The organism is Epibacterium sp. ABV4_022 (assembly GCF_056159345.1).
This window is the reverse complement of sequence record NZ_JBSWVA010000001.1, coordinates 4,016,551-4,041,381: the sequence shown is the minus strand read 5'-3', so window position 1 is coordinate 4,041,381 and position 24,831 is coordinate 4,016,551. Positions and strand designations below refer to the sequence as shown.

At 63.5% G+C, this 24,831-nt stretch carries 22 protein-coding genes; 12 read left to right on the top strand and 10 right to left on the bottom strand.

Annotated features, from left to right (window positions below):
- The 5 genes from betC to amaB all read left to right on the top strand — a co-directional run.
- The coding region (gene betC / locus ACXAF5_RS19115; RefSeq protein ID WP_474947779.1) for a choline-sulfatase at positions 1–1,434 on the top strand (1,434 nt) is incomplete at its 5' end.
- An 89-nt stretch (positions 1,435–1,523) separates the two neighbouring features.
- On the top strand, positions 1,524–3,161 hold the full coding sequence (locus ACXAF5_RS19110; protein WP_474947778.1) for a BCCT family transporter: 1,638 nt from the start codon (positions 1,524–1,526) through the stop codon (positions 3,159–3,161).
- A 166-nt stretch (positions 3,162–3,327) separates the two neighbouring features.
- Positions 3,328–3,756, top strand: coding sequence for an Lrp/AsnC family transcriptional regulator (locus ACXAF5_RS19105; protein WP_239324631.1), 429 nt, complete (start codon positions 3,328–3,330; stop codon positions 3,754–3,756).
- 173 nt (positions 3,757–3,929) lie between these two features.
- Positions 3,930–5,051 (top strand): saccharopine dehydrogenase family protein, encoded by a 1,122-nt coding sequence (locus tag ACXAF5_RS19100; protein WP_474947777.1) that lies wholly within the window; start codon positions 3,930–3,932, stop codon positions 5,049–5,051.
- Positions 5,052–5,059: 8 nt separating this feature from the next.
- A complete protein-coding gene (amaB, locus tag ACXAF5_RS19095; RefSeq protein ID WP_474947776.1) occupies positions 5,060–6,568 on the top strand; it encodes an L-piperidine-6-carboxylate dehydrogenase in 1,509 nt (502 codons plus the stop codon).
- 135 nt (positions 6,569–6,703) lie between these two features.
- Here amaB and ACXAF5_RS19090 read toward each other — a convergent pair whose 3' ends face one another.
- The 3 genes from ACXAF5_RS19090 to ACXAF5_RS19080 all read right to left on the bottom strand — a co-directional run bounded on the left by ACXAF5_RS19090 (position 6,704) and on the right by ACXAF5_RS19080 (position 9,443).
- A complete protein-coding gene (locus tag ACXAF5_RS19090) occupies positions 6,704–8,254 on the bottom strand; it encodes a DUF427 domain-containing protein (RefSeq protein ID WP_474947775.1) in 1,551 nt (516 codons plus the stop codon).
- Between the two features lie 222 nt (positions 8,255–8,476).
- The gene (locus tag ACXAF5_RS19085; RefSeq protein WP_005624316.1) at positions 8,477–9,178 is read right to left on the bottom strand and encodes a winged helix-turn-helix domain-containing protein; all 702 of its coding nucleotides are present in this window, start codon (positions 9,176–9,178) and stop codon (positions 8,477–8,479) included.
- Positions 9,150–9,443 (bottom strand): hypothetical protein, encoded by a 294-nt coding sequence (locus ACXAF5_RS19080; protein WP_239324621.1) that lies wholly within the window; start codon positions 9,441–9,443, stop codon positions 9,150–9,152. The genes ACXAF5_RS19085 and ACXAF5_RS19080 overlap by 29 nt, the downstream gene beginning before the upstream one ends.
- Before the next feature lie 168 nt (positions 9,444–9,611).
- Here ACXAF5_RS19080 and ACXAF5_RS19075 point away from each other — a divergent pair, with 168 nt between their 5' ends.
- The 5 genes from ACXAF5_RS19075 to ACXAF5_RS19055 all read left to right on the top strand — a co-directional run bounded on the left by ACXAF5_RS19075 (position 9,612) and on the right by ACXAF5_RS19055 (position 15,121).
- Positions 9,612–10,079, top strand: a complete 468-nt coding sequence (locus ACXAF5_RS19075) for a hypothetical protein (RefSeq protein ID WP_474947774.1) — start codon at positions 9,612–9,614, stop codon at positions 10,077–10,079.
- A 99-nt stretch (positions 10,080–10,178) separates the two neighbouring features.
- The gene (locus ACXAF5_RS19070; RefSeq protein WP_239368014.1) at positions 10,179–10,796 is read left to right on the top strand and encodes a ribonuclease HII; all 618 of its coding nucleotides are present in this window, start codon (positions 10,179–10,181) and stop codon (positions 10,794–10,796) included.
- Positions 10,797–10,904: 108 nt separating this feature from the next.
- Positions 10,905–12,011 carry a site-specific DNA-methyltransferase gene (locus ACXAF5_RS19065; protein ID WP_239368016.1) on the top strand — a complete coding sequence of 369 codons (1,107 nt, stop codon included), beginning with the start codon at positions 10,905–10,907 and terminating at the stop codon, positions 12,009–12,011.
- Between the two features lie 190 nt (positions 12,012–12,201).
- A complete protein-coding gene (locus tag ACXAF5_RS19060; RefSeq protein WP_474947773.1) occupies positions 12,202–13,599 on the top strand; it encodes an adenylate/guanylate cyclase domain-containing protein in 1,398 nt (465 codons plus the stop codon).
- Positions 13,600–13,657: 58 nt separating this feature from the next.
- Complete coding sequence (locus ACXAF5_RS19055) at positions 13,658–15,121, top strand: methyl-accepting chemotaxis protein (RefSeq protein WP_474947772.1); 1,464 nt, start codon at positions 13,658–13,660, stop codon at positions 15,119–15,121.
- Here ACXAF5_RS19055 and ACXAF5_RS19050 read toward each other — a convergent pair.
- Entirely contained in the window at positions 15,118–16,260 is a 1,143-nt protein-coding gene (locus tag ACXAF5_RS19050) for an alkane 1-monooxygenase (protein WP_474947771.1), read from the bottom strand. The two genes, ACXAF5_RS19055 and ACXAF5_RS19050, sit on opposite strands and share 4 nt — an antisense overlap.
- A gap of 74 nt (positions 16,261–16,334) precedes the next feature.
- A complete protein-coding gene (gene mutY, locus ACXAF5_RS19045; protein WP_474947770.1) occupies positions 16,335–17,405 on the bottom strand; it encodes an A/G-specific adenine glycosylase in 1,071 nt (356 codons plus the stop codon).
- Between the two features lie 84 nt (positions 17,406–17,489).
- Between mutY and ACXAF5_RS19040 the strand changes: the two genes are divergently transcribed.
- Both ACXAF5_RS19040 and ACXAF5_RS19035 read left to right on the top strand, forming a co-directional pair.
- The gene (locus ACXAF5_RS19040; protein ID WP_239324608.1) at positions 17,490–18,011 is read left to right on the top strand and encodes a DUF721 domain-containing protein; all 522 of its coding nucleotides are present in this window, start codon (positions 17,490–17,492) and stop codon (positions 18,009–18,011) included.
- Between the two features lie 2 nt (positions 18,012–18,013).
- Positions 18,014–18,706, top strand: a complete 693-nt coding sequence (locus tag ACXAF5_RS19035; protein WP_474947769.1) for a DsbA family protein — start codon at positions 18,014–18,016, stop codon at positions 18,704–18,706.
- A 37-nt stretch (positions 18,707–18,743) separates the two neighbouring features.
- Here ACXAF5_RS19035 and lpxK read toward each other — a convergent pair whose 3' ends face one another.
- The 5 genes from lpxK to ACXAF5_RS19010 form a co-directional block, all read right to left on the bottom strand.
- Positions 18,744–19,745, bottom strand: coding sequence for a tetraacyldisaccharide 4'-kinase (gene lpxK / locus ACXAF5_RS19030; RefSeq protein WP_474947768.1), 1,002 nt, complete (start codon positions 19,743–19,745; stop codon positions 18,744–18,746).
- The gene (locus ACXAF5_RS19025; RefSeq protein ID WP_474947767.1) at positions 19,732–20,931 is read right to left on the bottom strand and encodes a 3-deoxy-D-manno-octulosonic acid transferase; all 1,200 of its coding nucleotides are present in this window, start codon (positions 20,929–20,931) and stop codon (positions 19,732–19,734) included. Before ACXAF5_RS19025 ends, lpxK begins: the two co-directional genes overlap by 14 nt.
- Positions 20,931–21,731: a 3'(2'),5'-bisphosphate nucleotidase CysQ gene (locus ACXAF5_RS19020; protein WP_474947766.1), complete on the bottom strand. Its 801-nt coding sequence runs from the start codon at positions 21,729–21,731 to the stop codon at positions 20,931–20,933. Before ACXAF5_RS19020 ends, ACXAF5_RS19025 begins: the two co-directional genes overlap by 1 nt.
- Complete coding sequence (locus ACXAF5_RS19015; protein WP_474947765.1) at positions 21,718–23,064, bottom strand: TldD/PmbA family protein; 1,347 nt, start codon at positions 23,062–23,064, stop codon at positions 21,718–21,720. The genes ACXAF5_RS19020 and ACXAF5_RS19015 overlap by 14 nt, the downstream gene beginning before the upstream one ends.
- A gap of 140 nt (positions 23,065–23,204) precedes the next feature.
- On the bottom strand, positions 23,205–24,719 hold the full coding sequence (locus ACXAF5_RS19010; RefSeq protein ID WP_474947764.1) for a DUF2125 domain-containing protein: 1,515 nt from the start codon (positions 24,717–24,719) through the stop codon (positions 23,205–23,207).
- Positions 24,720–24,831: the final 112 nt, after the last annotated feature.

The window sequence follows — 24,831 nt, the reverse complement described above, 5'->3', positions numbered from 1 at the left end:
GCGCCGAACATGAAGGCGCTGGCGGAGCGCTCGACCCGGTTCCGCAACTGCTACACCGCCAGCCCCCTCTGCGCGCCGGGGCGGGCCAGCTTCATGTCCGGACAGCTGCCCTCCGCCACCGGCGTCTATGACAATGCCGCCGAATTCGCCTCCTCGATCCCGACCTACGCCCACCACCTGCGCCGCGCCGGCTATTACACCTGCCTCTCCGGCAAGATGCATTTCGTCGGACCCGACCAGCTGCACGGCTTTGAGGACCGGCTCACCACCGACATCTACCCGCCCGATTTCGGCTGGACGCCCGACTATCGCAAACCGGGCGAGCGCATCGACTGGTGGTATCACAACATGGGCTCGGTCACCGGCGCCGGGGTGGCCGAGATCTCCAACCAGATGGAATTCGACGATGAGGTCGCCTTTCACGCCACCCAGAAGATCTACGATCTGGCGCGCGGCAAGGACGACCGGCCCTGGTGCCTCACCGTCAGCTTCACCCACCCGCATGACCCCTATGTGACCCGCAGGAAATACTGGGATCTCTACGAGGACTGCGAGCATCTGCTGCCCGAGGTGGGCGACCTGGGCTATGACAATCAGGACGCCCATTCCAAACGGATCTTCGACGCCAACGACTGGCGCAACTTCGACATTTCCGAAGAGGACGTGCGCCGCTCCCGCCGGGCCTATTTCGGCAATATCTCCTATCTCGACGACAAGATCGGCGAGGTGATGGAGGCGCTGCGCGGCACCCGTCAGGATCAGGACACCATCATCCTGTTTGTGGCCGATCACGGCGACATGCTGGGCGAGCGCGGGCTGTGGTTCAAGATGAGCTTTTACGAGGGCTCGTCGCGGGTGCCGATGATGGTGTCGGCGCCTCAGATGGCGCCGGGGCTGGTCACCGATCCGGTCTCCAACATCGATGTCTGCCCGACGCTCTGCGATCTGGCCGGGGTCAGCATGGAGGAGGTGATGCCCTGGACCGCGGGCGAGAGCGTGGTGCCGCTGGGCCAGGGCGCAGAGCGGCAGAGCCCGGTGGCGATGGAATACGCCGCCGAGGCCTCCTATGCGCCGATGGTGTCGCTGCGGCAGGGGCGCTACAAGCTCAACCTCTGCGCGCTGGACCCCGATCAGCTGTTCGACCTGGAGGCCGACCCGCACGAGCTGACCAACCTGGCCGGGGATCCCGCCCATGCCGAGGGCTATGCGGCGCTGAAGGCGATCGCTGCCGACCGCTGGGATCTGGACCGTTTCGACGCCGAGGTGCGCGCCAGCCAGGCCCGCCGCTGGGTGGTCTACGAGGCCCTGCGCCAGGGCGGCTATTTCCCCTGGGATTACCAGCCGCTGCAAAAGGCCTCGGAGCGATACATGCGAAACCACATGGATCTCAACATCGTCGAGGACCAGGCGCGGGCGCCGAAACCGGAAACCTGAGCCCCTCATCACCCGCCTGCGCGCAACAAAAAAACGACCCCAAAAATACAGCGCGCAGGCCTTCCCCACCTCCAACAGGGAGACGCGCAATGTCAATCAAACCACCGCTCACGGATCTGCCGATCAAGACGGCAGACCGGGGGTTCTACTCGGGCTTCAGCGTCGATGTGACGATCAGCTCGAAACTCGCGGTCGCAGGGCTGGTGCTCTGGGCCGTCGCCTTTCCAGAGCAGGCCGGCGCCGTGCTGGCCGGGTTCAACAGTTTCATCCTGTCGAATTTTGCAACCTGGTATGTCTATGTGATGGCGGCCTTTGTCATCGCCTGCCTGGGGCTCGCCTTCTGGCCATCGGCCGCACGGCTGAAACTGGGGGAGGATCACGATGAGCCGGAGTTCTCCCGTTTTTCGTGGTTTTCCATGATGTTCGGCGCAGGCATCGGGGTTGGCATGCTGACCTGGGCGGTGGCCGAGCCGATCTACCATTTCAACACCAACCCGGATGTCATCCAGGGATTTGCCAGTTCCAAGGAGATGGACAACTACCTGAACGCCTACAAGTGGTCCTACCTGCACTGGGGGTTCACCGCCTGGTCCTCTTATGCGATCGCCGGGTTGGGGCTGGGGTTCTTTGCCTATCGCCGCGGCCTGCCGCTGACGATCCGGTCGTCGCTGGCGCCGTTGTTTGGCGAGCGCCTCTCCGGTCCGCTGGGGCATGTGATCGACATCGTGGCGGTCATTGCCACCATCCTCGGCGTGGCGCAGATGCTGGGGTTCGGGGTCGAGCAGTTCGTGTCCGGCATGGCGCGTATCGGCATCGGCGACTGGCTGTTGAACGAGCAGGGCACCGCGTCGTCGCTCGGCATCATTGTGGCGGTGCTGATTATCATGGGCGCCTCGACCCTGTCGGCGCTGTCCGGTGTCGGCAAGGGCATCAAGTGGCTGTCGAACCTGAACATGGTGCTGTCGACCTTCCTGCTGGGCTTCTTCCTGATCTTTGGCTCCACCTGGTTTGGCTTGAATGCGCTGTTTGGCGGGTTCTGGACCTATGTCACCGCGCTGCCCGAGATGATCTTTACCGTCTATCAGAGCAACGGGTCGGAAACCGGCGACAAGCTGGTCGGCTGGCAGGGCGGCTGGACGGTTTTCTACTGGGCCTGGTGGGTGGCCTTTGCGCCCTTTGTCGGCCTGTTCCTGGCGCGGATTTCCAAGGGGCGCACGGTGCGTGAATTCGTGCTTGGCGCGGCGATCGCGCCTGCGATCATGTGTTTTGTCTGGTTCTCCTTTGCCGGCGGCACCGCCATTGATCTGGAGCTGAACGGGGCCGCAAACGGCGCGATCTTCTCGGTTCCGGATGGCGACAAGATCTTTGCGATGACGGACCTGATGCTGTCGCCGGTGCTGTCCTGGCTGATGGCGGTGCTGATCGTGGTGCTGCTGATGACCTATCTGGTGACCTCGGCGGATTCGGCGGTTCTCATCGTCAATACCATCAATGCCGCCGGGGACGAGGGGCCAAAGGCGCGCCCGCATATCCTGTTCTGGGGTGTGGCCCTTGGTCTGGTGGTCGGGGCGCTGCTGCTGGTCGGCGGGCTCAAGGCGATCCAGACCGCGATGGTCATCGGCGCCTTGCCGTTCTCCATCGTGATGGTGCTGATGTGCATTGCGCTGTTCAAGGCGATCTACCGCGATGGCCTGCGGGAGCGTGCGCGTCGCCAGGCGGCGGAATAAGCCACGCGACCAGACCATAGCAGCGGTTGGGGCCGGCCCGTGATCTCGCGGGCTGGTCCTTTTTTCGGGCGCGGTCGCGGCTTTGCCCGCGCCCACCCCGCACAAAGCGCTTGCGTCCGGGGCGCAGGGTTTGCAGTAGTTTCCGGTAGATCAGCTTGGAGGCATCATGGACGATCTGGATCGCCGGATCATCGCGGCACTGCAACACAACGCGCGTGAATCCACCACCAAACTGGCGGCAAAGCTGGGGGTGGCGCGCACCACCGTGCATGAGCGGATCACCCGGCTGGAGGAGCGCGGCATCATCACCGGCTACACCGTGGTGCTGCGCGATCCCGACGAGGGCAACCGGGTCATGGTGGTGGTGCTGTTGGAAGTGCAGCAAAAGGAAACCGGCCGCATTATCAAGCGGCTGGAATCCTACCCGGAAATTCGCCAGTGCCTGTCGATCAATGGCGAATACGATCTGATGGTCTCGGCCGAGGCGCCGCGGATCGAGGATCTGGACATTCTGGTCGACGAGGTGGGCCGCATTCCGGGCGTGCAGCGCACCAATACGCTGGTGGTCTTTGGCCGCCGTATTGATCGCGTTTGAACGATATGACGATTGATCCGTCATTCTGGCGTGATTTTACGTCACTCCGACAATCCTGACCCTACAAAACGAACAATTGAACCTGCACCATATTGGGAACGCATGTCTTGAGGAGCGCAAAGCCGGTCCCCGCCTTTGCGTGACATGCTCAAACTTGAGGAGGTGCAGGTCATATGCAGTGGAACATCTGTGTCGTGGGCGCGGGCAAGATTGGTCAGGCGATTGCCACGTTTCTAAAAACATCCGCCAATTATCAGGTCACGCTTGCGGATCATGATCTGAACGCGCTGAGCGCGGTTGCGGATCTGGGCGTGCCGACCCGGCAGATCGACGCCAAGGATCCGGTGGATCTGGCAAAGGGGCTTCAAGGCTTTGACGCGGTGATTTCCGCCGCGCCGTTCTTCTTGACGCCGATGATTGCCGAGGCCGCCAAAACGGCGGGCGCGCATTATTTCGACCTCACCGAGGATGTGGCCGCAACCGATGCGGTGCGCAAACTGGCCGAAGGGAGCGAGACGGTGTTCATGCCCCAAAGCGGCCTTGCGCCCGGTTTTGTGGGCATCGCGGGCGCGTCACTGGCGGCGGAGTTCGATGAGCTGGACAGCCTGCACATGCGGGTGGGCGCGCTGCCGAAGTTTCCGACCAACGCGTTGAAATATAACCTTACTTGGTCCACCGACGGGCTGATCAACGAGTATTGCAACCCCTGCGATGCCATCGTGAATGGCGCGCGCACCAAGACCGCGCCGCTCGAAGATTACGAGCGTCTGAGTCTGGATGGGGTGGAGTATGAATGCTTCAACACCTCGGGCGGGCTTGGCACCCTGCCGGAGACGCTGGACGGGAAGGCGCGGGCGGTCTCATATCGGTCGATCCGCTATCCCGGTCACTGCGACATCCTGAAAATGCTGCTGCATGATCTGGGGCTGGAACGCCGCCGCGACCTGATGAAAGAGATTTTCGAAAGCGCATTGCCGCGTACCGATCAGGACGTGGTGCTGGTCTATTGCACCGCGCGGGGTCGCATCAATGGTGAGCTGCGTGAAAAGAGCCTGATCAACAAAAGCTACGCCCGTCAGATCGGCGGCAAGACATGGAGCGCGATCCAAGTGACCACCACCGCAGGCGTTCTGGGTGTGGTGGATCTGGTGCGGCGCGGCGAGCTGCCCACCAGCGGCTTTGTGCGTCAGGAGCAGGTGAACCTTCAGGCGTTCCTTGAGACCGAATTTGGCCAGCTCTACCGGGCGGGCGATATTGACCACATGACAGACACAACAAAATTGGCAGCTGAGTGATGAAAGACATGGCACAAACAGCAGACGATATCCTGAAGAACCTCGACCTGACGGCAGCGGAGCTGAGCGGTGGCAGCCGCGCGGTGCGCTCGCCCATTGACGGCAGCACGCTGGCCGAGGTCCACGACACCCCCGCAGGCGAGATGCCCGCGATTCTGGAACGCGCGCAGTCCGCGTTCAAGGCATGGCGCGTGGTGCCGGCCCCGCGGCGCGGTGAGCTGATCCGACTGCTCGGCGAAGAGTTGCGCGCCGCCAAGGATGACCTTGGCGCGCTGGTCAGCTGGGAAGCGGGCAAGATCACCTCTGAGGGCCTCGGTGAGGTGCAGGAGATGATCGACATCTGTGACTTTGCGGTGGGGCTGTCGCGCCAGCTTTATGGTCTGACGATTGCCTCGGAACGGCCCGGCCACAGCATGCGCGAGACATGGCATCCCTCGGGGCCGGTGGGCGTGATCTCGGCGTTCAACTTCCCGGTTGCGGTCTGGTCGTGGAACGCGGCGCTGGCGATTGTCTGCGGCGATCCGGTGATCTGGAAACCGTCGGAAAAAACACCGCTGACGGCGCTGGCCTGCACCAAGATCTTTGAGCGCGCGGTGAAACGCTTTGGCGAGGATGCGCCCGAGGGCCTGCTGCAGACCCTGATTGGTGATGCGGAACTGGGCAAGGTGCTGGTCGCCAGCCCATCCGTTCCGGTGATTTCCGCCACGGGCTCGACCCGGATGGGCCGCGCGGTGGCACCTGTGGTGGCAGAGCGGTTCGGCAAATGCATTCTGGAACTGGGCGGCAACAACGCGATGATCGTGGCCCCCTCGGCGGATCTGGAAATGGCGGTGCGGGCGATCGTGTTCTCTGCCGTGGGCACCGCCGGTCAGCGCTGCACCTCGCTGCGTCGCCTGATCGTGCATAACTCCATCCGCGAGGATCTGGTGAAACGCCTGAAGGCCGCCTATGCCGGGCTGCCGATTGGCGACCCGCAGGCCGAGGGCACGCTGGTTGGCCCGCTCGTGGACGAGGCCGCAGGGGATGCGATGACCTCGGCGCTGAAGGCGGCCGAGCGCGAGGGCGGCACCGTGCATGGTGGCGCGCGCGTCACCGACGGCGTGCCCGCAGGCGGTGTCTATATGGCGCCCGCCATCGTCGAGATGCCTGCGCAGAGCGCGTCGGTCAAAGAAGAGACCTTTGCGCCGATCCTATACGTCATGGGCTATGACGATTTTGAGGACGCGGTGGAGATGCAGAACGACGTGCCACAGGGGCTGAGCTCCTGCGTGTTCACGCTCAATATGCGCGAGGCGGAAAGCTTCCTCACCGCAGCCGGGTCCGATTGTGGTATTGCCAATGTCAACATCGGGCCTTCGGGTGCGGAAATCGGCGGTGCCTTTGGCGGTGAGAAGGAAACCGGCGGCGGGCGCGAGAGCGGCTCTGACGCGTGGAAATCCTACATGCGCCGCCAGACCAACACCGTGAACTATTCGGCGGAATTGCCGCTGGCGCAGGGTGTGAAGTTCGACATCTGAGGTCGGGCCGGTCCTGATTTGGCTGTCGCGCAAGCGGCAGCCGCGCGCCCGCCAGAATTCGGCGGGACACGCTGTGTGATGGTAACGAGTGTCTGAAGGTTTCCCTCCCTGCCGACTGCGGCGGGGAGGTTTCTGCTAGTCTGCCGCGATGGCAAAGCTCTCGACCGGCTGCGAGACATTGTGCAGCTTCACATGTCCCAGCGGCTTGGCCTCGGCGGTTTCCGTCAGGATGTCGCGCGACACCACGATGCGGTGGCCAATGGTCTTGCCGTAATCACCCAGACGTGCGGCAATATTGGCGGCCTGACCGATCACGGTGAAATCCAGCCGCTCCTGCGAGCCGATATTGCCATAGAGCACCGATCCCGAGGCAATCCCGATGGCGCAGTCCAGATTGGGCAGCGACGGGCAGGGCTCGATCTCGGCGAGCGCGGCGACAATACCCCGTGCGGCAGCAAGCGCCTGCGCGCGGGCTTCGGCCGGGTTCTGGCCTGCCGGGAACACCGCCAGCACCGCGTCGCCGATGAACTTCAGCACCTCGCCGCCGTTTTCATGCACCACATCGGAGGTGGTCTCGAAGAACCTGTTCAGCAGCTTGATGTATGTGTCGCGCGGCAGGGTTTCTTCGAGCAGGGTGGAGCCGCGCAGATCGCAGAACATAATCGCGGCGTCGATCTCATCGCCCTCACCCCGGCGGATGTTGCCCCCAAGCACCCGCGCACCGGAGCGTTTGCCCACGTAGGTTTCCAGCACGGCCTGCGCGTTTTCACGCTGCATGAAGACCTCGTAATAGCGCGCAATCACCGCAGAACATTCAAAGATCAACCCCAGATCAGCAGTGCTGAAGCCATCGGGGGCGTCCGAGGCGACGGTCAGCACATTGATCCGCCCGTCCGAGAAGGGCAGCGGCATGGCGACATAGTCGGTCATGCCGCGGTCGCGCAGATCGCGCAGGATCGGGAAGTCCTCGGGCGGGGTCGCGCCGGTCAATCGGTAGCGCAGCCCGCCAAGCCCCTTGGAGACATGGCGCAGCGGAGAGTTCTTGAACTCCGGCTTTTCGTGGATCTCGTAGGAGGGCGAAAACGTCTCCACCCCCGGTACGCCTTTTTCCCACAGGTAATGGTGGCCCGCGATCCGGGGATGCAGGGCCCAGGCGAGGATGGTCAGGCGGCTGACGGGCAGGCCTTGTTCGTGCAGTTTGGCGACGAAGGCCTGGGTGAATTCCTCGGGCGAGGGCAGGAAGGCCGCCTCGCGCAGGAGCCAGTCCACCAATGGGCCGGAGATATTGCCATCATCGGGCGCTTGCAGGCGGTTTGGACCCAGATCCAGCCGGTCGAGCGCTTCGGGGATGAAGCCGACATGGCCCTTGATCTGGCGTGCTTCGGGCAAGGTTTCGTCATAGCTCCAGACCGCGCTGCACAGCTCCTTCTTGCCGGGCAGGATCAGGTCGCGGTAATGGGCGGTGCCCTTAAAGGGGCAGAAGGTGGTCTTGCTGCAGGCCTTGTCCATATCCACCAGCAGGTCTTCCTTGGGGAAATAGACCACGGGGGAGAGGCGGGTTTCATACATCACCTTGGCACGGCTGCTCTGCGCGAGCAGCGTGTCGCCGTGATAGGCAGCAACCGGGCCGTCCAGTTGTTCCACAAGGATACCATAACCGCTGCGCGGCGAGACCTGAATGTTCATGGGGTGTATCTGTCCAAAGCTAGCCTTCCTAATATGGGAAGGTTTGCGGCAGATTTCCAGCCCCTTCGCCCGCAGCGGGGATCACATTTGAGGGATTGCGCCGTGCGGTGCACGTCGCCGGGCCCAACGGGCGGATGGGAATTTTCAATTCACAGACGACGGGCGGGAGCGCCCCCGGCCTTTTGGCGCATCCGGGGTGACGGAGGTGGACCGGGGCGGGCGTCACACCATGCGGATGACATCCTTGTTGATCGCCAGCACATAGCCGCGTTTGGCGATGTTCTTGACCAACAGCTCGCTGATCATCTGATTGCCGAGCGTGTCGCGCAGGCGTTTGATCCGCGTGGCCCCAGCGGCCTCTTCGCAGTCACTGCTGGATTTGCCGGAAATCACCGCCTCGATTTCAGCGCCCGAGAGCACATCATCGTCGAGCCGCGCCTCGGCCAGCACCGACAGCGTTTCCATCGCGGCCTTGGTGAGCTTGAAGCCCATATTGTTGAGGTAAACGGTGTTTTCCTCACGGCTGATCAGCAGTTCGGTCACCTGAATCCCGGCGCGTTCGATCTGCGCCATGCGCCGGTTCAGCATCACCAGCATCGCCAGCACCACCAGAGCCGCAATCATCATCGCGGTGGCAAAGACCAGAAGCACAAAGATCACCATGCGATAGCTTGCCAGCGTGTCGGCAAAGGCGGTGCCGCTCTGGGCAAGGATCTCCAGCAGTTTGACCTCGGCCTGGGTGGTGAGGTCGTTTTCCACAAAGAGCCGTTCGATCCGGGCGTTGAACGCGTTGCCATCGGGCAGGGTCAGAAGCAGCACCGTACCCGCGACCACCAAAAGCGCCACGATGGCGCAGATCCCGAGGGCGATCACCCGGGACCCGGCGTTGCGGACCTCAGAAACGGAGAAAGTGGGATCCGGCATCCGCTTTCCTTTTGTCGAGCCCCTCGGGGCCAAAAACGGACAGGACGTTCAACAGCGTCCAGCCTGCGCGTTGCAGACGGGCGGCCACCTCATCGCGGGCGGCGGATTTGGAGCAGGCCCCGGAGAGTTCCATCACACCGTAATGGAGCTTGAGCGGCTGGTCCTGCTTTGCCTTGTAATCGGCATAGCACCCGGCCGCATGCGCGGGCTGCGCGAGGGCTGCGAGGAGCAGCAGAAGGGCGGGGATCTGGCGCATGTGTGTCATGTGCTCATCATGCCGTCGGGGCGCGTGATATTCAATGACAACAGGGTGTTGGGGTGCTGATATTTGATAACAGGCGGGCGTTATTGCCTGTCTGGAGCCCCCGGGGCGAGGCTTGGGGCATCCGGTTGATTGCCAACCGCCACATGCACCCACATAGGATAAATCGATATGACCTGCCTCGCCTCTTCTTCTCGTAATCTCCACCGTAAATTCATTGCCGCCGTGATCGCCACGGCCATTGCCGTCACCGGGTTTTCCGCCGCACCGGCGCGGGCTGATGGCGACGACATTGCCAAGTTCATCGCAGGCGCTGCGATTCTCGGCATCATTGGCGCCGCGATCAATGATCACAAGAAAGACCGCCGTCATCGGCCGCATGTTGACCCGAAACCACATCCCAAACCGCTGCCGCCGCGCGTACGCCGCTATGACCTGCCGGCGCACTGTCTGACCAGTGTCCGGGTGCGGGGCAAGGATCGCAACCTCCTCGGGATGCGCTGCCTGCGTCGCAACTACGATTATGTGCGCGAGCTGCCGAACCGCTGTTACCGTGAATTCGACACACGTCACAAAAGCCGCCGTGGCTACCGTCCGGGCTGCCTGCGCAAACACGGCTACCGTCTGGTGCGCCGATAAGCGCCAATGGTGAGAGAGCAGTCCACTGGGGCGCGTCCTGCGCCCCTTTTTTGTGCCGGCACCCTTGCGCGGCGCGGTGAAACGGGGGCAGTGAAGCGCATGGATACTCCGGATTTGTCATTGGAACAGGCCGCCCTGTCGCGCGGCTATACGCGGATTGCAGGTGTCGATGAGGTCGGGCGTGGCCCATTGGCGGGGCCGGTGACGGCGGCGGCTGTGGTGTTGGACCTTGCGGCGCTGCCAGAGGGGCTCAACGATTCCAAGAAGCTGACGCCACGTAGGCGTGCAGCACTGGAACCGGAAATCATGGCGCGGGCCTGTTACGCGGTGGCGCATGCCTCGGTGGAGGAGATCGACCACCACAATATCTTGCGTGCGTCGCATCTGGCGATGGAGCGCGCGGTGGCCGCCCTCGACCCACAGCCGGATTACCTGTTGATCGACGGAAATCTGATCCCGCGCGATCTGCGCATTCCGGCCGAAGCGGTGGTCAAAGGGGACGGTCGATCCCTGTCCATTGCGGCGGCGTCCATCCTGGCCAAGGAGGCCCGCGACCGCATCATGGTGGATTTAGCGCAACAGTTTCCGGGATATGGTTGGGAGCGAAATGCGGGCTATCCGTCGAAACAACATCGCGAGGCGCTCATAAAAATAGGGGTTACCCCTCACCATAGAAGGTCGTTTAAGCCGGTCCACAATATCTTGTATCAAGAGTGAACCGTAGTCCGCTGATTCAAAAAACAAATTGACCTCGAATCCGGGATGACTCATCCTGTGGACAACCAGAATGAGCGCAAAAGCGCCGTGGTTATCGAGGCAGAGCAAATGAACAAAACCATCGCAAAGGGCGCCGCTACGGCGCTCCCTTTAAACACGATTCTTGATGGCGACTGTATCGAGAGGATGGCAAGCCTGCCCTCCAATTCGATCGACATGATCTTCGCGGATCCGCCCTATAATCTCCAGCTCAAAGGGCAGCTGCACCGCCCTGACAACTCCCAGGTGGATGCGGTCGACGATGACTGGGACCAGTTCTCCAGTTTTGGCGTCTATGACCAGTTCACGCGCGCGTGGCTGAAAGAGGCCCGCCGCATCCTGAAGCCCAATGGCGCGCTTTGGGTGATCGGCTCCTACCACAACATCTTCCGTGTCGGCTCTGCTTTGCAGGACGAGGGGTTTTGGATCCTGAACGATGTGGTGTGGCGTAAATCGAACCCGATGCCGAACTTCCGCGGCAAACGCTACACCAACGCCCATGAGACGATGATCTGGGCGTCGAAATCCGAAGGTGCCAAATATACCTTCAACTATGAGGCGCTGAAGGCCCTGAACGAGGGTATCCAGATGCGCTCGGACTGGGTGATGCCGATCTGTACCGGCCATGAGCGTCTGAAGGATGCCAATGGCGACAAGGCGCATCCGACCCAGAAGCCCGAGGCGCTGTTGCACCGTATTCTGGTGGGCTCCACCAACCCCGGCGATGTTGTGCTTGATCCGTTCTTTGGCACCGGCACCACCGGCGCGGTGGCCAAGATGCTGGGGCGTGAGTTCATCGGCATCGAGCGCGAAGAGAGCTATCGCAAGGTTGCCGAAGAGCGCATCAAGAGCGTGCGCAAATTCGACCGCGAGGCGCTGCAGGTCTCGGCCTCCAAACGGGCAGAGCCGCGGGTTCCCTTTGGCCAGCTGGTTGAGCGCGGCATGCTGCGTCCGGGCGAGGAGCTTTATTCGATGAACCGTCGCCACAAGGCGAAGGTGCGCGCGGATGGCACCCTGATCGGCGACAATATCAAGGGCTCGATCCATCAGGTGGGCGCGCATCTTGAGAACGCGCCGTCGTGCAATGGCTGGACCTACTGGTGCTTCAAGAAGGACGGGAAAACCGTTCCGATCGATGTGCTGCGCCAGCAGATCCGGGCCGAGATGCAAGGCTGACGCCGCCTTTCCGACCCTTTCGAACGCCGACGATGTGCTGCCCCTCGGGCGCGGCGCATCGCACCTTGCCCCGCCGAACTGGCGGGGTTTTTTGCATTGCCTTTGAGGGGCGGGCGTGCAACCGCAAGATCGCCTTCCTATCTTGTAGGCAAGCAATTCGAGACTGACATACCCCAAAAGGGAGAGCTGGATGGTCGAAGCCACCACAACCGCACCGGTCGCCCCGGCGCGCGTGTCCACGGATCCGATCCTGCAGGATGACGCGCTGGAGACAAAACACATCCGCGAGGCGCTGGAGGAACACAAGAGGCGCGGCGTGGAGATGGCGGTTCTGGCGCGCTGGATCATCATGCCGATCGTGGCGGTGTTCCTGATTGCGGTCTACCCGCATCTGTCGCAGCTCTATTATATCGCGCTGCTGGGGCTGTTGTGCGTGAACGGCTACTTCATTCGCCGGTTCGCCCGCGTGGGGCGCTCCCACGCCGAGGTGGCGCTGATCATGTTCGATCTGGTGCTGATGACCTACGGCATGGTGTTTCCAAACCCGTTCGATCAGCAGGATATGCCGATTCCGATGCTGTATCAGTATGATAACTTTATGTATTTCTTTATCATTCTGGCGGCTGGCACCTTGGCTTACAGCTGGCGGACGGTGCTGGGGATCGGCGTATGGGCCAGCGTGATCTGGCTCGGCGGGTCGGGGTTGATGTGGTATCTGATGACCCCGAACCTGGAGATGGCGCAGCGCCTGAACGACGCGCTGGCGGACTGGCCGCATATGATCGCCCTGTTTGATCCCAATGATGTCGGGTTTCGGTTCCGCATCCAGGAGGCGATGGTCTTTTTGATGGTTGCGGCGATCCTGGCGCAATCGACGCGACGGTTCTACCTGATGCTGGACCGCAACGCCGATCTGGCGCGGGAGCGGGCCAATCTGTCGCGCTATTTTTCGCCCAATGTGGTGGAGCAGCTGTCGCAGAATGACGAGCCGCTCAACCAGGTCCGAACCTCAAAGATCGCGGTGCTGTTCATCGACATTGTCGGCTTTACACGTTTGGCCGCCGAGAAGGATGCGGTCGAGGTTATTGAACTTTTGCGTGGTTTTCACGGGCGCATGGAGCAGGAAGTGTTCCGCCATGGCGGCACGCTGGACAAGTATCTGGGCGACGGGCTGATGGCGACCTTTGGCACCCCGATGCCCGGCGATCGCGATGCCGCGCAGGCGCTGGCCTGTGCCCGGTCCATGTGTCAGGTTCTGGAGACCTGGAATGCAGAGCGGAAACAGGCCGGCGAAGCGGAGATCCGCGCCGGGATCGGCATCCATTTTGGTGAGACAGTTCAAGGGGATATCGGCGCGAACCGGCTGGAATACGCGGTGATCGGCACGGCGGTCAATGTCGCCTCCCGGCTGGAGGCCATGACCCGCAATCTGTCCGCGCGCATCGCCATGAGCGATGACCTCTGCCAGCAGGTCCAGCGCGAAGGCGGCGGGGCGGAGCTGTTGGACGGGTTCATCTGCCATCCCGACCAGTCGATCCGCGGGCTGGATGGGCCGATGTCGGTCTGGACCCTGCCGCGCCCCGAATAAGACATTCCTTAAGGGTTGCGACCTATCTTGGCGGCATCGCATTTAGAAGGCTTGTGTGATGCCACAAAACAACCTGGATGAATTGCTGACCTGGTTCGCGCTGGGTGATTTTGACCGATCTGTTCTTGCTGACATGGCTGCTCTGGTGGAGCGCCATATCGATGCCGTGCTCGATGAGTTCTATGGAATCTGCCTCGCGCGCGAGGAAACCCGGCGGTATTTTCCGACCCCTGAAATCGTGGCGCATGCCAAGGCAGCGCAACGCGCGCATTGGCTGCGGCTGTTCTCTGGCGCCTTTGACGAGGCCTATCTTGCATCCGCCGCGACGGTGGGCCGGGTCCATTTCGAGGTCCAGCTGCCGTTTCACCTGTTCCTGGGGGGCTATGCCACCGCCGGCGATCGCATTCTGGACGTGGTGCTGTCGCAGCGGACCGGCTGGCGCGGCTCCAAGAAGGTGATGACACAGGCGCGTTTGTTGCAGCGCCTGATCCTGTTCGACTGCGAGCGTGTGATCGATGGCTATATCGCCGCTCAGATGCAAGAGCGCGAAAAAGCGCTGAATATCATGACCGACGGGATCAAGCGGCTGGAGAGTGGTGATCTGACGCAACAGATTGCCACCGCGCGCGACGGCGGTCTGCCGGAGCGATTTGACGATGTGCGCCTGTCCTACAACGGTCTGCTGGATCACTGGTCTGGCATCCTGGCGGATGCAACAACGCGGGCGCATTCGGTGAATGCCAAGATCGCCGAAACCGTTCAGATGACGCGGGACATGGCGCATCGATCCGGCGAGCAGGCCACGACGCTGAATGAAACGGTGACCGCCGTGAACAGCGTCACGGAGAGCACCAAGGTGACCAGTGACAAGGTCGCCGACGCGGCCAAGCAGATTGAGGCCAATCGCCTGGTTGCCGACGAGGGGGGCTCTGTCGTCAAGGAGGCGATCGCCGCCGTGGAGCGGATCGAACAATCCTCGGGCAAGATCACCAAGATTGTCGACGTGATCGAGGAAATCAGCTTTCAGACCACCTTGCTGGCGCTGAACGCCGGGGTCGAGGCCGCCCGCGCGGGCGAGGCGGGCAAGGGGTTTGCGGTTGTGGCGGCCGAAGTGCGCAGCCTCGCCAGCCGCGCCACCGATGCTGCGGTGGACATCAAGAAGCTGATCTCCGAAAGCTCCTCGCAGGTGCATGAAGGATGCAGCCTTGTGCATCAGACAGGCGAACGGCTGGACTGCATCCGGTCGAGTGCCGACAGCGTGGCGCGGATCATGCAGGAGGTCGATGGCGTCATCGCAGAGCAATCCGGGCATCTGGTCTCTATCAGCGAGCGGATGGAGCGTCTGGATCAGTACACCCAGAACAGCGCCGACCAGGCCGGGCAGGTGTCCAGCACGACCGATGCGCTGGCACAGGATTCGGCGGCGCTCAAGGCCAGCATGGACGGATTCAAGACGCGCAGCCTGGCGGTGAAAGAAGCCGAGATGGATCTGGCCTATGAGCGGGCGGCGAACCAGCGTTAGCGCGGCATCGGGGTGGTGCGCCGGTTGTAGGGCTGCCAGTTCGTGATCTCGGGGTAGTAGTGCTGGCGCCAGCGTCGCACCTTGGGGTTCATCACGCGCCGCCACAGCGGCGGGATCATGGCGGCCACCGTCATCACCGGATAGCCGTAAGGCAGCTGCGGCGCGTCTGACGGCGCGTAGTTTTGCAGCAGCGGAAACCGCCGGTCGGGCCTGTAGTGGTGGTCCGAGTGGCGTTGCAGGTTGATGAGCAGCCAGTTCGACGCCTTGTGGGCGGCATTCCAGGAATGATGCGGTTTGACGTGCTCATAGCGTCCGTCGCCCAGATGTTTGCGGGTCAAACCGTAGTGCTCGATATAATTGACCAGTTCCAGTTGCCAGATCGCGACGCCGGCCTGGATCAGGAACAGCACCACGCCGGACCAGCCTCCGATCAGCCAGGCGAGGATCAGCATTCCGGCCTGGAGGCCCCAGTACCGCAGGAACGGGTTGCTGCGATGGGTCCAGGCCAGCCCCTTGCGTGCCAGCCGCTCCCGTTCGGCGGCAAAGGCCGAGCGCCAGCATTGCACCAGAACGCGCGGGTAGTAGCGGTGAAACCCCTCGTTGTAGCGCGCGGTGACCGGATCACGCGGCGTCCCGACATAGCGGTGATGCACCAAGAGATGTTCGGAGCGGAAATGCGAATAGAGCACCATCGCCAGCAGCACATCCGCCATCCAGCGTTCCAGCCGGTTGGTCTGATGCATCAGCTCGTGGCTGTAGTTGATCCCGATGGTGCCCGAAACAACGCCCATGCCAAAGAATACGCCGAATTTCTCCAGGCTGCTCAGGTGCTCTGCACCGGTGACAAAGGCGATCAGGCCAAACAGGCAGAGGAATTGCAGCGGCACCCAAGCGGTGGTGAGCCGAATGTACCATTTCAGATCCGCATCGGAGGAGTGCGGGTCGGCATTGTCGAGATCCAGCCCCAGTAACCCGTCGAGCGCGGCAAAGAGATACCAGGTCGCAAGGGGCGGCAGCAGGATCCACCAACTGCCCACGAGGGCGCCGATCCAGACCAGCGGTAACAGGGTCAGCGACAGCCAGAAGGGCAGGGCGCGGCGCCAATCGCGCAGCTGGGCGGCAGGAATGAACTGTGCCATGTGGCATCTCCGGAGAGCGGTTGAGCGCTGCCCCGCAGCCTAGCGGTGATCTGCCCGCAACCCAAGAGGGCGCATCAGCGCAGCTCCGGACGCGCCAGGTCAAAGGCCTTGCGCATGACCGTGGGCAGGTCGGACGGGCGGAAGGCGTGGCGGGCAACGATCTCCTGACCGGGGCGCGGGGTGAAATCACCGGGCAGAACCGCCAGCCGCACCTGAAGGATCAGGTGGAAATGGGTGAAGGTGTGACGCACCTCCGCCCCCAGCTCCTGCCAGTCGGCATCAAAGGGCGGCGCCTCGGCGGGGGCGTCATTCCAGTCCGATCCGGGCCAGCCGAGCATGCCGCCCAGCAGACCCTTGTCGGGGCGGCGCTCCAGCAGCCAGTCGCCGGCGGCAGAGCGCGCCAGGTAGATGTAACCGTATCGGGTCGGTTTGGGCTTTTTTGGCGTTTTCTTGGGCAGCTCCGCAGCGGTGCCGTTGGCCCTGGCCGTGCAGGGGGACCGCCAGGGGCAAATCCCGCAGGCCGGGGATTTCGGCGTGCAGATCGTGGCCCCGAGGTCCATCACCGCCTGCGCATAATCGCCGGGGCGGGTGACCGGGGTCAGCGTTGCGGCGTGGTCTTTCAGCAGCGGTTTGGCTGTCGGCAGCGGCGTGTGCTCATCGTGCAGGCGGGCCATCACGCGCTCCACATTCCCGTCCAGCACGGTTTCGGGCTGATCGAAGGCGATCGCCGAGATCGCCGCCGCCGTGTAGGGGCCGATGCCGGGCAAGGCGATCAGCCCCGCGTAGGTCTCGGGGAAGGTCCCGTCCAGATCCTCCGCGACCACACGCGCGCATTTCAGCAGGTTGCGCGCCCGTGCGTAATATCCAAGCCCGGCCCATTCCGCCATAACGTCCGCATCCGGTGCGGCGGCCAGATCGGTCACCCGGGGCCAGCGGCGGGTGAACCGTTCGAAATACTCCGTCACGGCGGCAACGGTGGTCTGCTGCAACATCACCTCGCTCAGCCAGATGCGGTAGGGATCGGGGCGCACCCCGGCGGCGCGCTCTGCGGGGCCGACCCGCCAGGGCATCCGGCGGGCATGGCGGTCGTACCAGTCCAGCAACTCCTGGCTCAGTGTCTCTGGATGCACGGCGAGGTCACGCATTCTTTATCCCTTGGCTCATGGTTTGGCTGGTCTGTGGCTCATGGCCCTTTACAATAGGGCGGGCACTCACGCAAAACCACTGGCATGGCATACAGACGACCCACAACACGCGGCTTCAAACGCACAGGCTCCTTGCTGAACGACCAGATTCGCAAGGCAGGCGAAACCCGTGGCTTTGCGGTTTCGCGGCTGCTCACCCATTGGGAAGAGATCGTCGGGCCGGAGCTTGCCGCGATGGCACGTCCGGTCAAGGTCGGCTACGGGCGCGGCGGCTTTGGAGCGACGCTGACGGTTCTGACCACGGGGGCCATGGCACCGATGCTGGAAATGCAGAAATCGGCGCTGCGTGACAAGGTCAACGCGGTCTATGGCTACAACGCCATTTCCAAGCTGCATATCACGCAGACGGCGCCGACCGGATTTGCGGATGGCCAGGTTGATTTCCGCTATGCCCCCAGAACCCGAGAGCCGGTCGAACCCGCCCCCGAAGACGTGGCGGCGGCGCGCGAATCCGCGACGGGGGTGGAGAATGACGAGTTGCGCGCAGCCCTCGAGCGGCTTGGGCGCAATGTGATGACACGACAAAAAACACTGCGAAAGGGGTAGTAATGACCCGTCTCATGACAGGCATTTGCGCGGCAGTCGCCGTTGCGGCAGGCGTATATGCAATCAACAGTTTTTCCAATCGCCAGGGCGAGGCCAGCCTGCTGGACCTGCAACTGGTGGGGGCTGCCAACGCGCAGGAGAGCGCCGAAGCCGCCGATGTGGACACCTCCACCATCGTGGAAATGGTGCAGGGCGCCGAAGATGCGCCGGTGACCCTGATCGAATATGCGTCCTACACCTGCCCGCATTGCGCCAGTTTCCATGCCGATGCCTACAAGAAGCTGAAGGCGGATTACATCGACACCGGCAAGGTGAAGTTCATCTATCGCGAAGTCTATTTCGACCGCTTCGGTCTCTGGGCGTCGATGGTGGCGCGGTGCGGCGGAGAAGAGAAGTTCTTTGGCATCACCGACCTGATCTTCAAGGGCCAGTCGGAATGGACCCGCGCCGGAGGCCCGGCTGAGATCGTCGAGGAGCTGAAGAAGATCGGCCGCCTCGCCGGGCTGGACAACGACAAGCTGGAAGCCTGCATGCAGGATGCCACCAAGGCGCAGACGCTGGTGACCTGGTATCAGGAAAACGCCACGGCCGATGAGGTGCAGTCCACGCCGTCCTTCATCCTGAACGGCACCAAGGTTTCGAACCAGCCCTATGCCGACATGAAAGCACTGATCGAGGCCGAGCTCGAAGGCTGAGCCGCAGATCCCGCAAGATGACAGGCGCGCCGCTCCCTCAGCCGGGGGGCGGCGCGATCTGTTTCAGCGGGGTCAGGATCAGGTCGGGCTGCGCCACCTGAAGGCGGACCGGCAGGGTAATGACCTTCTGGCGAAAGCTTTGCGGCAGGCGCACGGCGTCTTTTTCGGTGGTGACCAGTTGCGCCCCGAGCAGCCGGGCCTCCTGTTCCAGCCGGGTCAGCAGGGCGGGGGCCAGTGTCTGGTGATCGTCAAGCGCTTCGGCCCGGCACAGCTCTGCCCCCAGCTCCCTTAAAGTGGCAAAGAATTTTTCCGGATGCCCGATCCCCGCAAAGGCAAGGACGCGGGTGCCCTGCCATGGCATGCCCGTGGGCAGCGGGGCGACATGACCGAGCGCATGCGGAACGGTGAGTGACGGGCTCCAGACCTTGAGGAAGTTCTCCTGCGCGCTGTCCGGCCCCAGCGACAGTACCAGATCCGCCCGGCGCAGGCCGACCTCGACCGGCTCGCGGAGGGGGCCTGCGGGCAGGCAACGCCCATTTCCAAAGCCGCGCTGGGCATCCACCACCACGACGGAAAAGTCCTTTGCCACCGCCGGGTTCTGGAAGCCGTCATCCAGGACGATCACGGTTGCGCCCGCCGCCGCCGCGGCCTTGGCACCGGTGCCGCGGTCCCTGGCGACCCAGACCTCGCCAAAGGCCGCCATCAGCAGCGGCTCATCGCCCACATCGGCGGCACTGTGACGGGAAGGGTCGACCTGCACCGGCCCCTCCAGCCGGCCACCGTACCCGCGCGAGACCACGTGCACGGTATGCCCGGCCGCGCCCAGCTGCTCCATCAGCCAGATGACGGTCGGGGTCTTGCCGGTGCCGCCCGCATTGAGGTTGCCGACGCAGATCACCGGGACCGGCACCCGCACCGGCGCCCCCTTGCGCAGGCGGGTCGCGGTCCCATGCGCATAGAGCCGGCCCAGCGGGGACAGCAGACAGGCGCGCAGGTCGAAATCCCCGGGGGCCTTGTTCCAGAATTCAGGTGGTCGCATTGGCGTTTTCGCTTTGATCCAGCAGGTCCTGGACCCGGTCGAGGAGAGTGTCGGTCATCACCGCACCTTCGGTCACCACCTGCCAGCCTGCAAGCGCCATTTCGGCGGCGCGGTCCGGTGAGGACAGGCGGTAGACCGCCTCGGAGAGCTCTTCTTCGCCGTAGATGCGCTGGGCCGCGCCCAGGGCGGCCAGTCGATGATAGGCCTGCGCATGAGAGACCGTGCCCGGCCCGTGCAGGATGGCAGAGCCAAGCGCGGCGGCGTCCAGCGGATTGCTGCCCTGGGCGCCACGGATCAGGCTGTTGCCGAGAAAACAGAGCGGGCAGAGGCGATACCAGAGCCCCAGATCCTCCGACAGGCCGAGGATCACCTGCGTGTGGTCTTCGGGCTCTTCGCCCATGTCCCAGTCGGCAAAGTTCAGCCCCTCCTTGCGCAGGAGGCTGCGCGCCGCATCGAGATCTTCCAGCGTGTCGACCGTCATCACCAGCAGCAGCCGGTGCAGCAGCCGCAGGGTGGCGCGATGCGCGCAGAGGATCGGCAACAGTTCGGTCAGGGACAGATGGGCCGCAAGCCAGAGCGGGCGGCTGCTGAGCTGGGTCTGCAATTGTGCAAGTTCATCATCATTGCAGCCGGGCGGGGTGCTGGACTGGAACAGCCGCCCCGAGGACCGAATACGCTCGGCGGGAACGCCCGCCCGTTTCAGCCGCTCGGTGACATCACGACCCGGCACCAGGATCTCGGCAAACCCGTTCAGCAGCCGGTGGCGCTGGTCCGGCAGCCAGCGTGACGCCCGTCCCGGCAGCTCGTCCACATCGATGTCGACGAGCAAGGAGGGAAGCGCGCGTTCCCGCAGCTGTCGCATCAACAACCGGCGCAGGCGACCGCCGGTCCAGATACAGACATCGGGCCGCCAATTGTCCAGGAAACTGCGGATCTCCGTGGGTTGCTCCACGGTCAGCGGCCCCAGCGCGATGTCGCAGCCTTCGGGCAGCTGCGAGGGACGCATGTCGTCCTCCCAGGTCAGCATCATCATCAGATCGGGGCGGTTCGATTTCAGCCGGTTGCCGACGTCGCACAACCCCAGCAACCGTTCCTGCGTGGTCGCATGGGCCCAGACCAGTTCCCCTTCGGGGCGGGTCATGCGGGCGGTGCCAATGGGCCTGTGTTCCTCCGTGCGCCAGGGCATTACCGCCCATTCGCCTCCGCGCTGTAGACCAGACGAGAGAGCAGCTGGCGATGCAGGGCGCCACTGCCTGCAACGACGCCGTTCTGCAACGCGTCCGGACGGTTGAAAATCATCGCGCGACCGCTGCGGTCCGTGACGACGCCCCCCGCTTCCTGAAGGATCAGGACCCCGGCGGCGATGTCCCATTCCCAGGTCGGGCGCAGGGTGAGCATGGCGTCATAGGTGCCGTCGGCCACCCGCGACATGCGATAGGCCAGCGAGGGCCGGTGGCTGCGCCGAAAGCCGGGCGCGACACCATTGGTCCAGTGCTGCGCCTCCAGCGTCGGTTTGGCGCTGAGCACATGGGCGGTATCGCTGTCGTCGGCGGCACTGGCGGTGATGGCGAGGTTATTGCAGGTCGCCCCGGCCCCTGCCGCGGCGGCATAAAGCAGGTCGCGCTGCGGCAGATAGACCACTGCCGCGACCGGCTGCCCGGCTTTCACGATCGCCAGCGAATGCGCCCAGGTGCGGGACCCGTCGGCAAAGCTGCGGGTGCCGTCGATGGGATCGATCACAAAGACCTGTTCGCGGCTGTGGCGGGTGGGATCGTGCTCGCTTTCCTCGGACAGCCAGCCATAATCCGGTCGGGCCGCGCGCAGGTGGTCCTCCAGATAGCGGTTCACCGCCAGGTCGGCTTCGGTGACCGGTCCGGCGCCATCGGGCTTGTCCCATTTCTTCGCGACGGTGCCGGTGAACTGCCCCGCGATCTCGCCTGCCTTTTGGGCGGCGGTGATGAGGAGCGTCAGATCAGTCTCCGGCAAGGGTCATCCCTTCGACCAGCAGCGATGGCACCACCCGCGACAGATAGATGCGCGCGTCATTTGCAGGCACCAGCGTTTTCAGCATGTCGAGGAGGTTGCCGGCGATGGTCACCTCGTTGACGGGATAGGCGATTTCGCCATTCTCGACCCAGAAGCCGGAAGCCCCGCGCGAATAATCCCCGGTGTTGGGGTTGATGGTGGAGCCGATCATCGAGGTCACCAGCAGCCCGGTGCCCATGTCGCGCAACAAGTCGGCGCGGGACCGGTCGCCCTGCGTGAGCGCGATGTTCCAGTTCGAGGGCGACGGGACCGACCCGATGCCGCGCGCGGCGTTGCCGGTGCTCTGCAGCCCCAGTTTCCGGGCCGACGCCAGATCCATGGTCCATCCGGTAAGGATGCCGTTGTCGATGATCGCACGGCGCTGCGTGGGCAGGCCCTCGCCGTCGAAGGGACGCGATCCGGTGGCGCGGGGGCGGAAGGGATCTTCGATCACCGAAAGCCCGTCCGGCAGGATCTGCGCGCCGAGGCTGTCCTTGAGCCAGGAAGAGCCCCGCGCCACTGCCGCGCCATTTGCGGCGCTGAGCAGGTGACCGATCAGCGATGAGGATATGCGTTCGTCAAACAGCACCGGATAGGCGCCGGTCTTGGGGCGACGGGCGTTGAGCCGTTCGATGGCCCGTTCCCCGGCGGTGCGACCGATGTCACCCGCGTCGCGCAGGTCGGACTGAAAGATCCGCGAATCGCCGTCGTAGTCGCGCTCCATGCCGGTGCCGGTGCCGGCGATGCCGACGCAGGAGATCGAACGGCTGGTGCGGGCGTAGCCGCCTGAAAACCCGTTGCTGGCCGCCAGGTGAATATCATGGTGCCCATAGCCAGCGGCGGCGGACTGGACCTGGGTGATCCCATCAATGGCCGCGCAGGCAGCCTCGGCCGAGAGCGCGTCCTGTTGCAGCTGATCCGGCGCAGGCTCCGCACTGGGGTCGGCCATTTCAAGCGCCCCAATATCCCAGCCCTGCGCCAGTTGCTCTGCCGTGGCGAGGCCGGCATAGGGATCTTCCGGTGCTTCCTTTGCCATGGCAACGGCGCGTTCTGCCATGGCGGTCAGGGTTTCGGCCCGGGTGTCGGAGGAGGAGACCTGCGCCTGTCGTTGCCCGACAAGCACACGCAGCCCGATGTCCACCCCTTCGGAGCGTTCCGCATGCTCCAGCGTGCCGTCGCGCACCTCGATCGAGAGGGAGCTGCCCTCGGCAGCCATGGCATCGGCGGAATCGGCGCCGGCCTTGCGGGCAGCATCAAGCAGGGCGTGGCAGAGGGTTTCGGGCGTGTGTGTCATGGGCACCTTCACTCGTGGGCGGCAATGCTAAAGAGCTAGCCAGACAGCAGGGTCACCGCAAGGGCTGTGCACCATAAAAAGGGGCTGCTCCGCTCAGGAACAGCCCCTTCATCTGTGCAACCAGGCCCGCGGGCCGCAGGTTATTTCAGGCGCTGGCCATTGGCGAGCACGTGACCGTCGTCGTTCACTTCGATCTTCGAGGTCAGCGTGTCATCACCGGCAGGAACCGCAAACATGCCCATCATCATGCGCGCACCCATGGCGTCATCCTCGGACATCAGGCCCATGCCGATCAGCTTGTCGATCAGGGTGTTGGCGCCGACCAGTTTCAGGTTCGCCTCGCCGGAGGGCGCGGGCATGCCGTCAAAGCTCTCCAGATCGGAGTTGTCGAAGGTGAAGGCCCCGGTGCCGGTCAGTTCAGCGCCAGCCGCGGAGAGCAGCACTTCGTTGATGGTGACGGAGTTCAGCTCGCCCGGGGCTTCCTCGCCGCTTTCGACCACAGCCATCTGCTCTTCGTCCACGAGGTCAAAGAACAGTTTGCCGGTGCCCGACATGTCCACAACCAGGGTGGCCGGATCATGCGGCAGCTCGCCGGTCGGGTCGATCAGACCCCAGAGCATCTCCGGAACCGCAAATTCCCGCAGCGCCAGGCCAAGGGCAAAATCCTGTTCCTCGTCGGATTTGGTCAGCGGCATCGCGAAGTTGACGCCCAGTTCTTCCATGCTGAGCGCGATCGGGAACGGGATGTCGGACCCCATCAGGTTCAGGGTGGTGTCGGACTGGGTGACATCATAGGCCAGACCATCGGGGCTGAGGCCGATGTCGAAGGTTCCACCCTGCGAGGAGGTCTGCATCTCAAAGGTATCAGACCCGTCGGCGCCTTTGACATTGCTGTTGCCGGACTCGAAGGTGAAGGTGCCGGTATAGGCCATGCCGGCCTTCAGCATCGCCGCCACATCGGTCGGATCTGCGATGTCGGGCACGGTCACGTCGCCGGTGAATTCCAGGCCCTGCATGGCGCCGTCGATCTTGGCGCCGTCATCGCTGTCGGGATCCTGGAACATGAAATCATAGGCCAGCGCGGCCATGGTCATCGACTGGGTGTAGGCGCGGACGTCGCCGATCTTCATCACCGTGTTGCTGTCGAGGTCGGTCACGTTGATCGTCAGCGCCGCGATGTCGGAGGGCACCGCCTCGCCGTCGATTTCGAGATCCGCCAGCGTGATGGCGCCGGTGGCGGCGGCGTAGCTGTATTCCATTTCGGAGGCATCGCCGCTGACCACCATCGGGCTGCCGTCGTGGGTATAGAGCAGCGTGCCGGTGATCGCCTCGCCCTCGGCATTGATGTCAAAGGCCATTGGGAATTCCCCCGGCATCACCACATTGACGGTGCCGTCGCCGTTTTCGACGAATTCCAGCGTGCCCATGGTCATGCCAAAGGAATCGCCCTCGATGTCCATCGACATCTTGATGTCGGAAACGGTGAGGGTGTTGCCGGAGAGGTCTTCCGACGCGGTGACCTCATAGCCGGTGCTGGACATGTAGTCCTTCCAGTCCGACCAGACCTCCTGGGCGCTCAGGTCGGCATGTGCCGCCTGTGCTACGAGCATTACGGGGGCAACAAAACCCAGGCCACGAATTAGAGAAACAGACATAGAAGAACCTTTCCTAGCGAAGAATTGGGGCGAACCTCTCCGCTCTTGCACCGACGGTCAAGGGAGCCAATGACTGGACCGTTCCCCCCAAGGCAGATTAACACAGAAGAAA

Bases quoted from the DNA above. Each gene is read 5' to 3' on its own strand.
- ACXAF5_RS19110 (WP_474947778.1), top strand. From the start codon at position 1,524: ATGTCAATCAAACCACCGCTCACGGATCTGCCGATCAAGACGGCAGAC.
- ACXAF5_RS19105 (WP_239324631.1), top strand. From the start codon at position 3,328: ATGGACGATCTGGATCGCCGGATCATCGCGGCACTGCAACACAACGCG.
- ACXAF5_RS19100 (WP_474947777.1), top strand. From the start codon at position 3,930: ATGCAGTGGAACATCTGTGTCGTGGGCGCGGGCAAGATTGGTCAGGCG.
- amaB (WP_474947776.1), top strand. From the start codon at position 5,060: ATGGCACAAACAGCAGACGATATCCTGAAGAACCTCGACCTGACGGCA.
- ACXAF5_RS19090 (WP_474947775.1), bottom strand. From the start codon at position 8,254: ATGAACATTCAGGTCTCGCCGCGCAGCGGTTATGGTATCCTTGTGGAA.
- ACXAF5_RS19085 (WP_005624316.1), bottom strand. From the start codon at position 9,178: ATGCCGGATCCCACTTTCTCCGTTTCTGAGGTCCGCAACGCCGGGTCC.
- ACXAF5_RS19080 (WP_239324621.1), bottom strand. From the start codon at position 9,443: ATGACACACATGCGCCAGATCCCCGCCCTTCTGCTGCTCCTCGCAGCC.
- ACXAF5_RS19075 (WP_474947774.1), top strand. From the start codon at position 9,612: ATGACCTGCCTCGCCTCTTCTTCTCGTAATCTCCACCGTAAATTCATT.
- ACXAF5_RS19070 (WP_239368014.1), top strand. From the start codon at position 10,179: ATGGATACTCCGGATTTGTCATTGGAACAGGCCGCCCTGTCGCGCGGC.
- ACXAF5_RS19065 (WP_239368016.1), top strand. From the start codon at position 10,905: ATGAACAAAACCATCGCAAAGGGCGCCGCTACGGCGCTCCCTTTAAAC.
- ACXAF5_RS19060 (WP_474947773.1), top strand. From the start codon at position 12,202: ATGGTCGAAGCCACCACAACCGCACCGGTCGCCCCGGCGCGCGTGTCC.
- ACXAF5_RS19055 (WP_474947772.1), top strand. From the start codon at position 13,658: ATGCCACAAAACAACCTGGATGAATTGCTGACCTGGTTCGCGCTGGGT.
- ACXAF5_RS19050 (WP_474947771.1), bottom strand. From the start codon at position 16,260: ATGGCACAGTTCATTCCTGCCGCCCAGCTGCGCGATTGGCGCCGCGCC.
- mutY (WP_474947770.1), bottom strand. From the start codon at position 17,405: ATGCGTGACCTCGCCGTGCATCCAGAGACACTGAGCCAGGAGTTGCTG.
- ACXAF5_RS19040 (WP_239324608.1), top strand. From the start codon at position 17,490: ATGGCATACAGACGACCCACAACACGCGGCTTCAAACGCACAGGCTCC.
- ACXAF5_RS19035 (WP_474947769.1), top strand. From the start codon at position 18,014: ATGACCCGTCTCATGACAGGCATTTGCGCGGCAGTCGCCGTTGCGGCA.
- lpxK (WP_474947768.1), bottom strand. From the start codon at position 19,745: ATGCGACCACCTGAATTCTGGAACAAGGCCCCCGGGGATTTCGACCTG.
- ACXAF5_RS19025 (WP_474947767.1), bottom strand. From the start codon at position 20,931: ATGCCCTGGCGCACGGAGGAACACAGGCCCATTGGCACCGCCCGCATG.
- ACXAF5_RS19015 (WP_474947765.1), bottom strand. From the start codon at position 23,064: ATGACACACACGCCCGAAACCCTCTGCCACGCCCTGCTTGATGCTGCC.
- ACXAF5_RS19010 (WP_474947764.1), bottom strand. From the start codon at position 24,719: ATGTCTGTTTCTCTAATTCGTGGCCTGGGTTTTGTTGCCCCCGTAATG.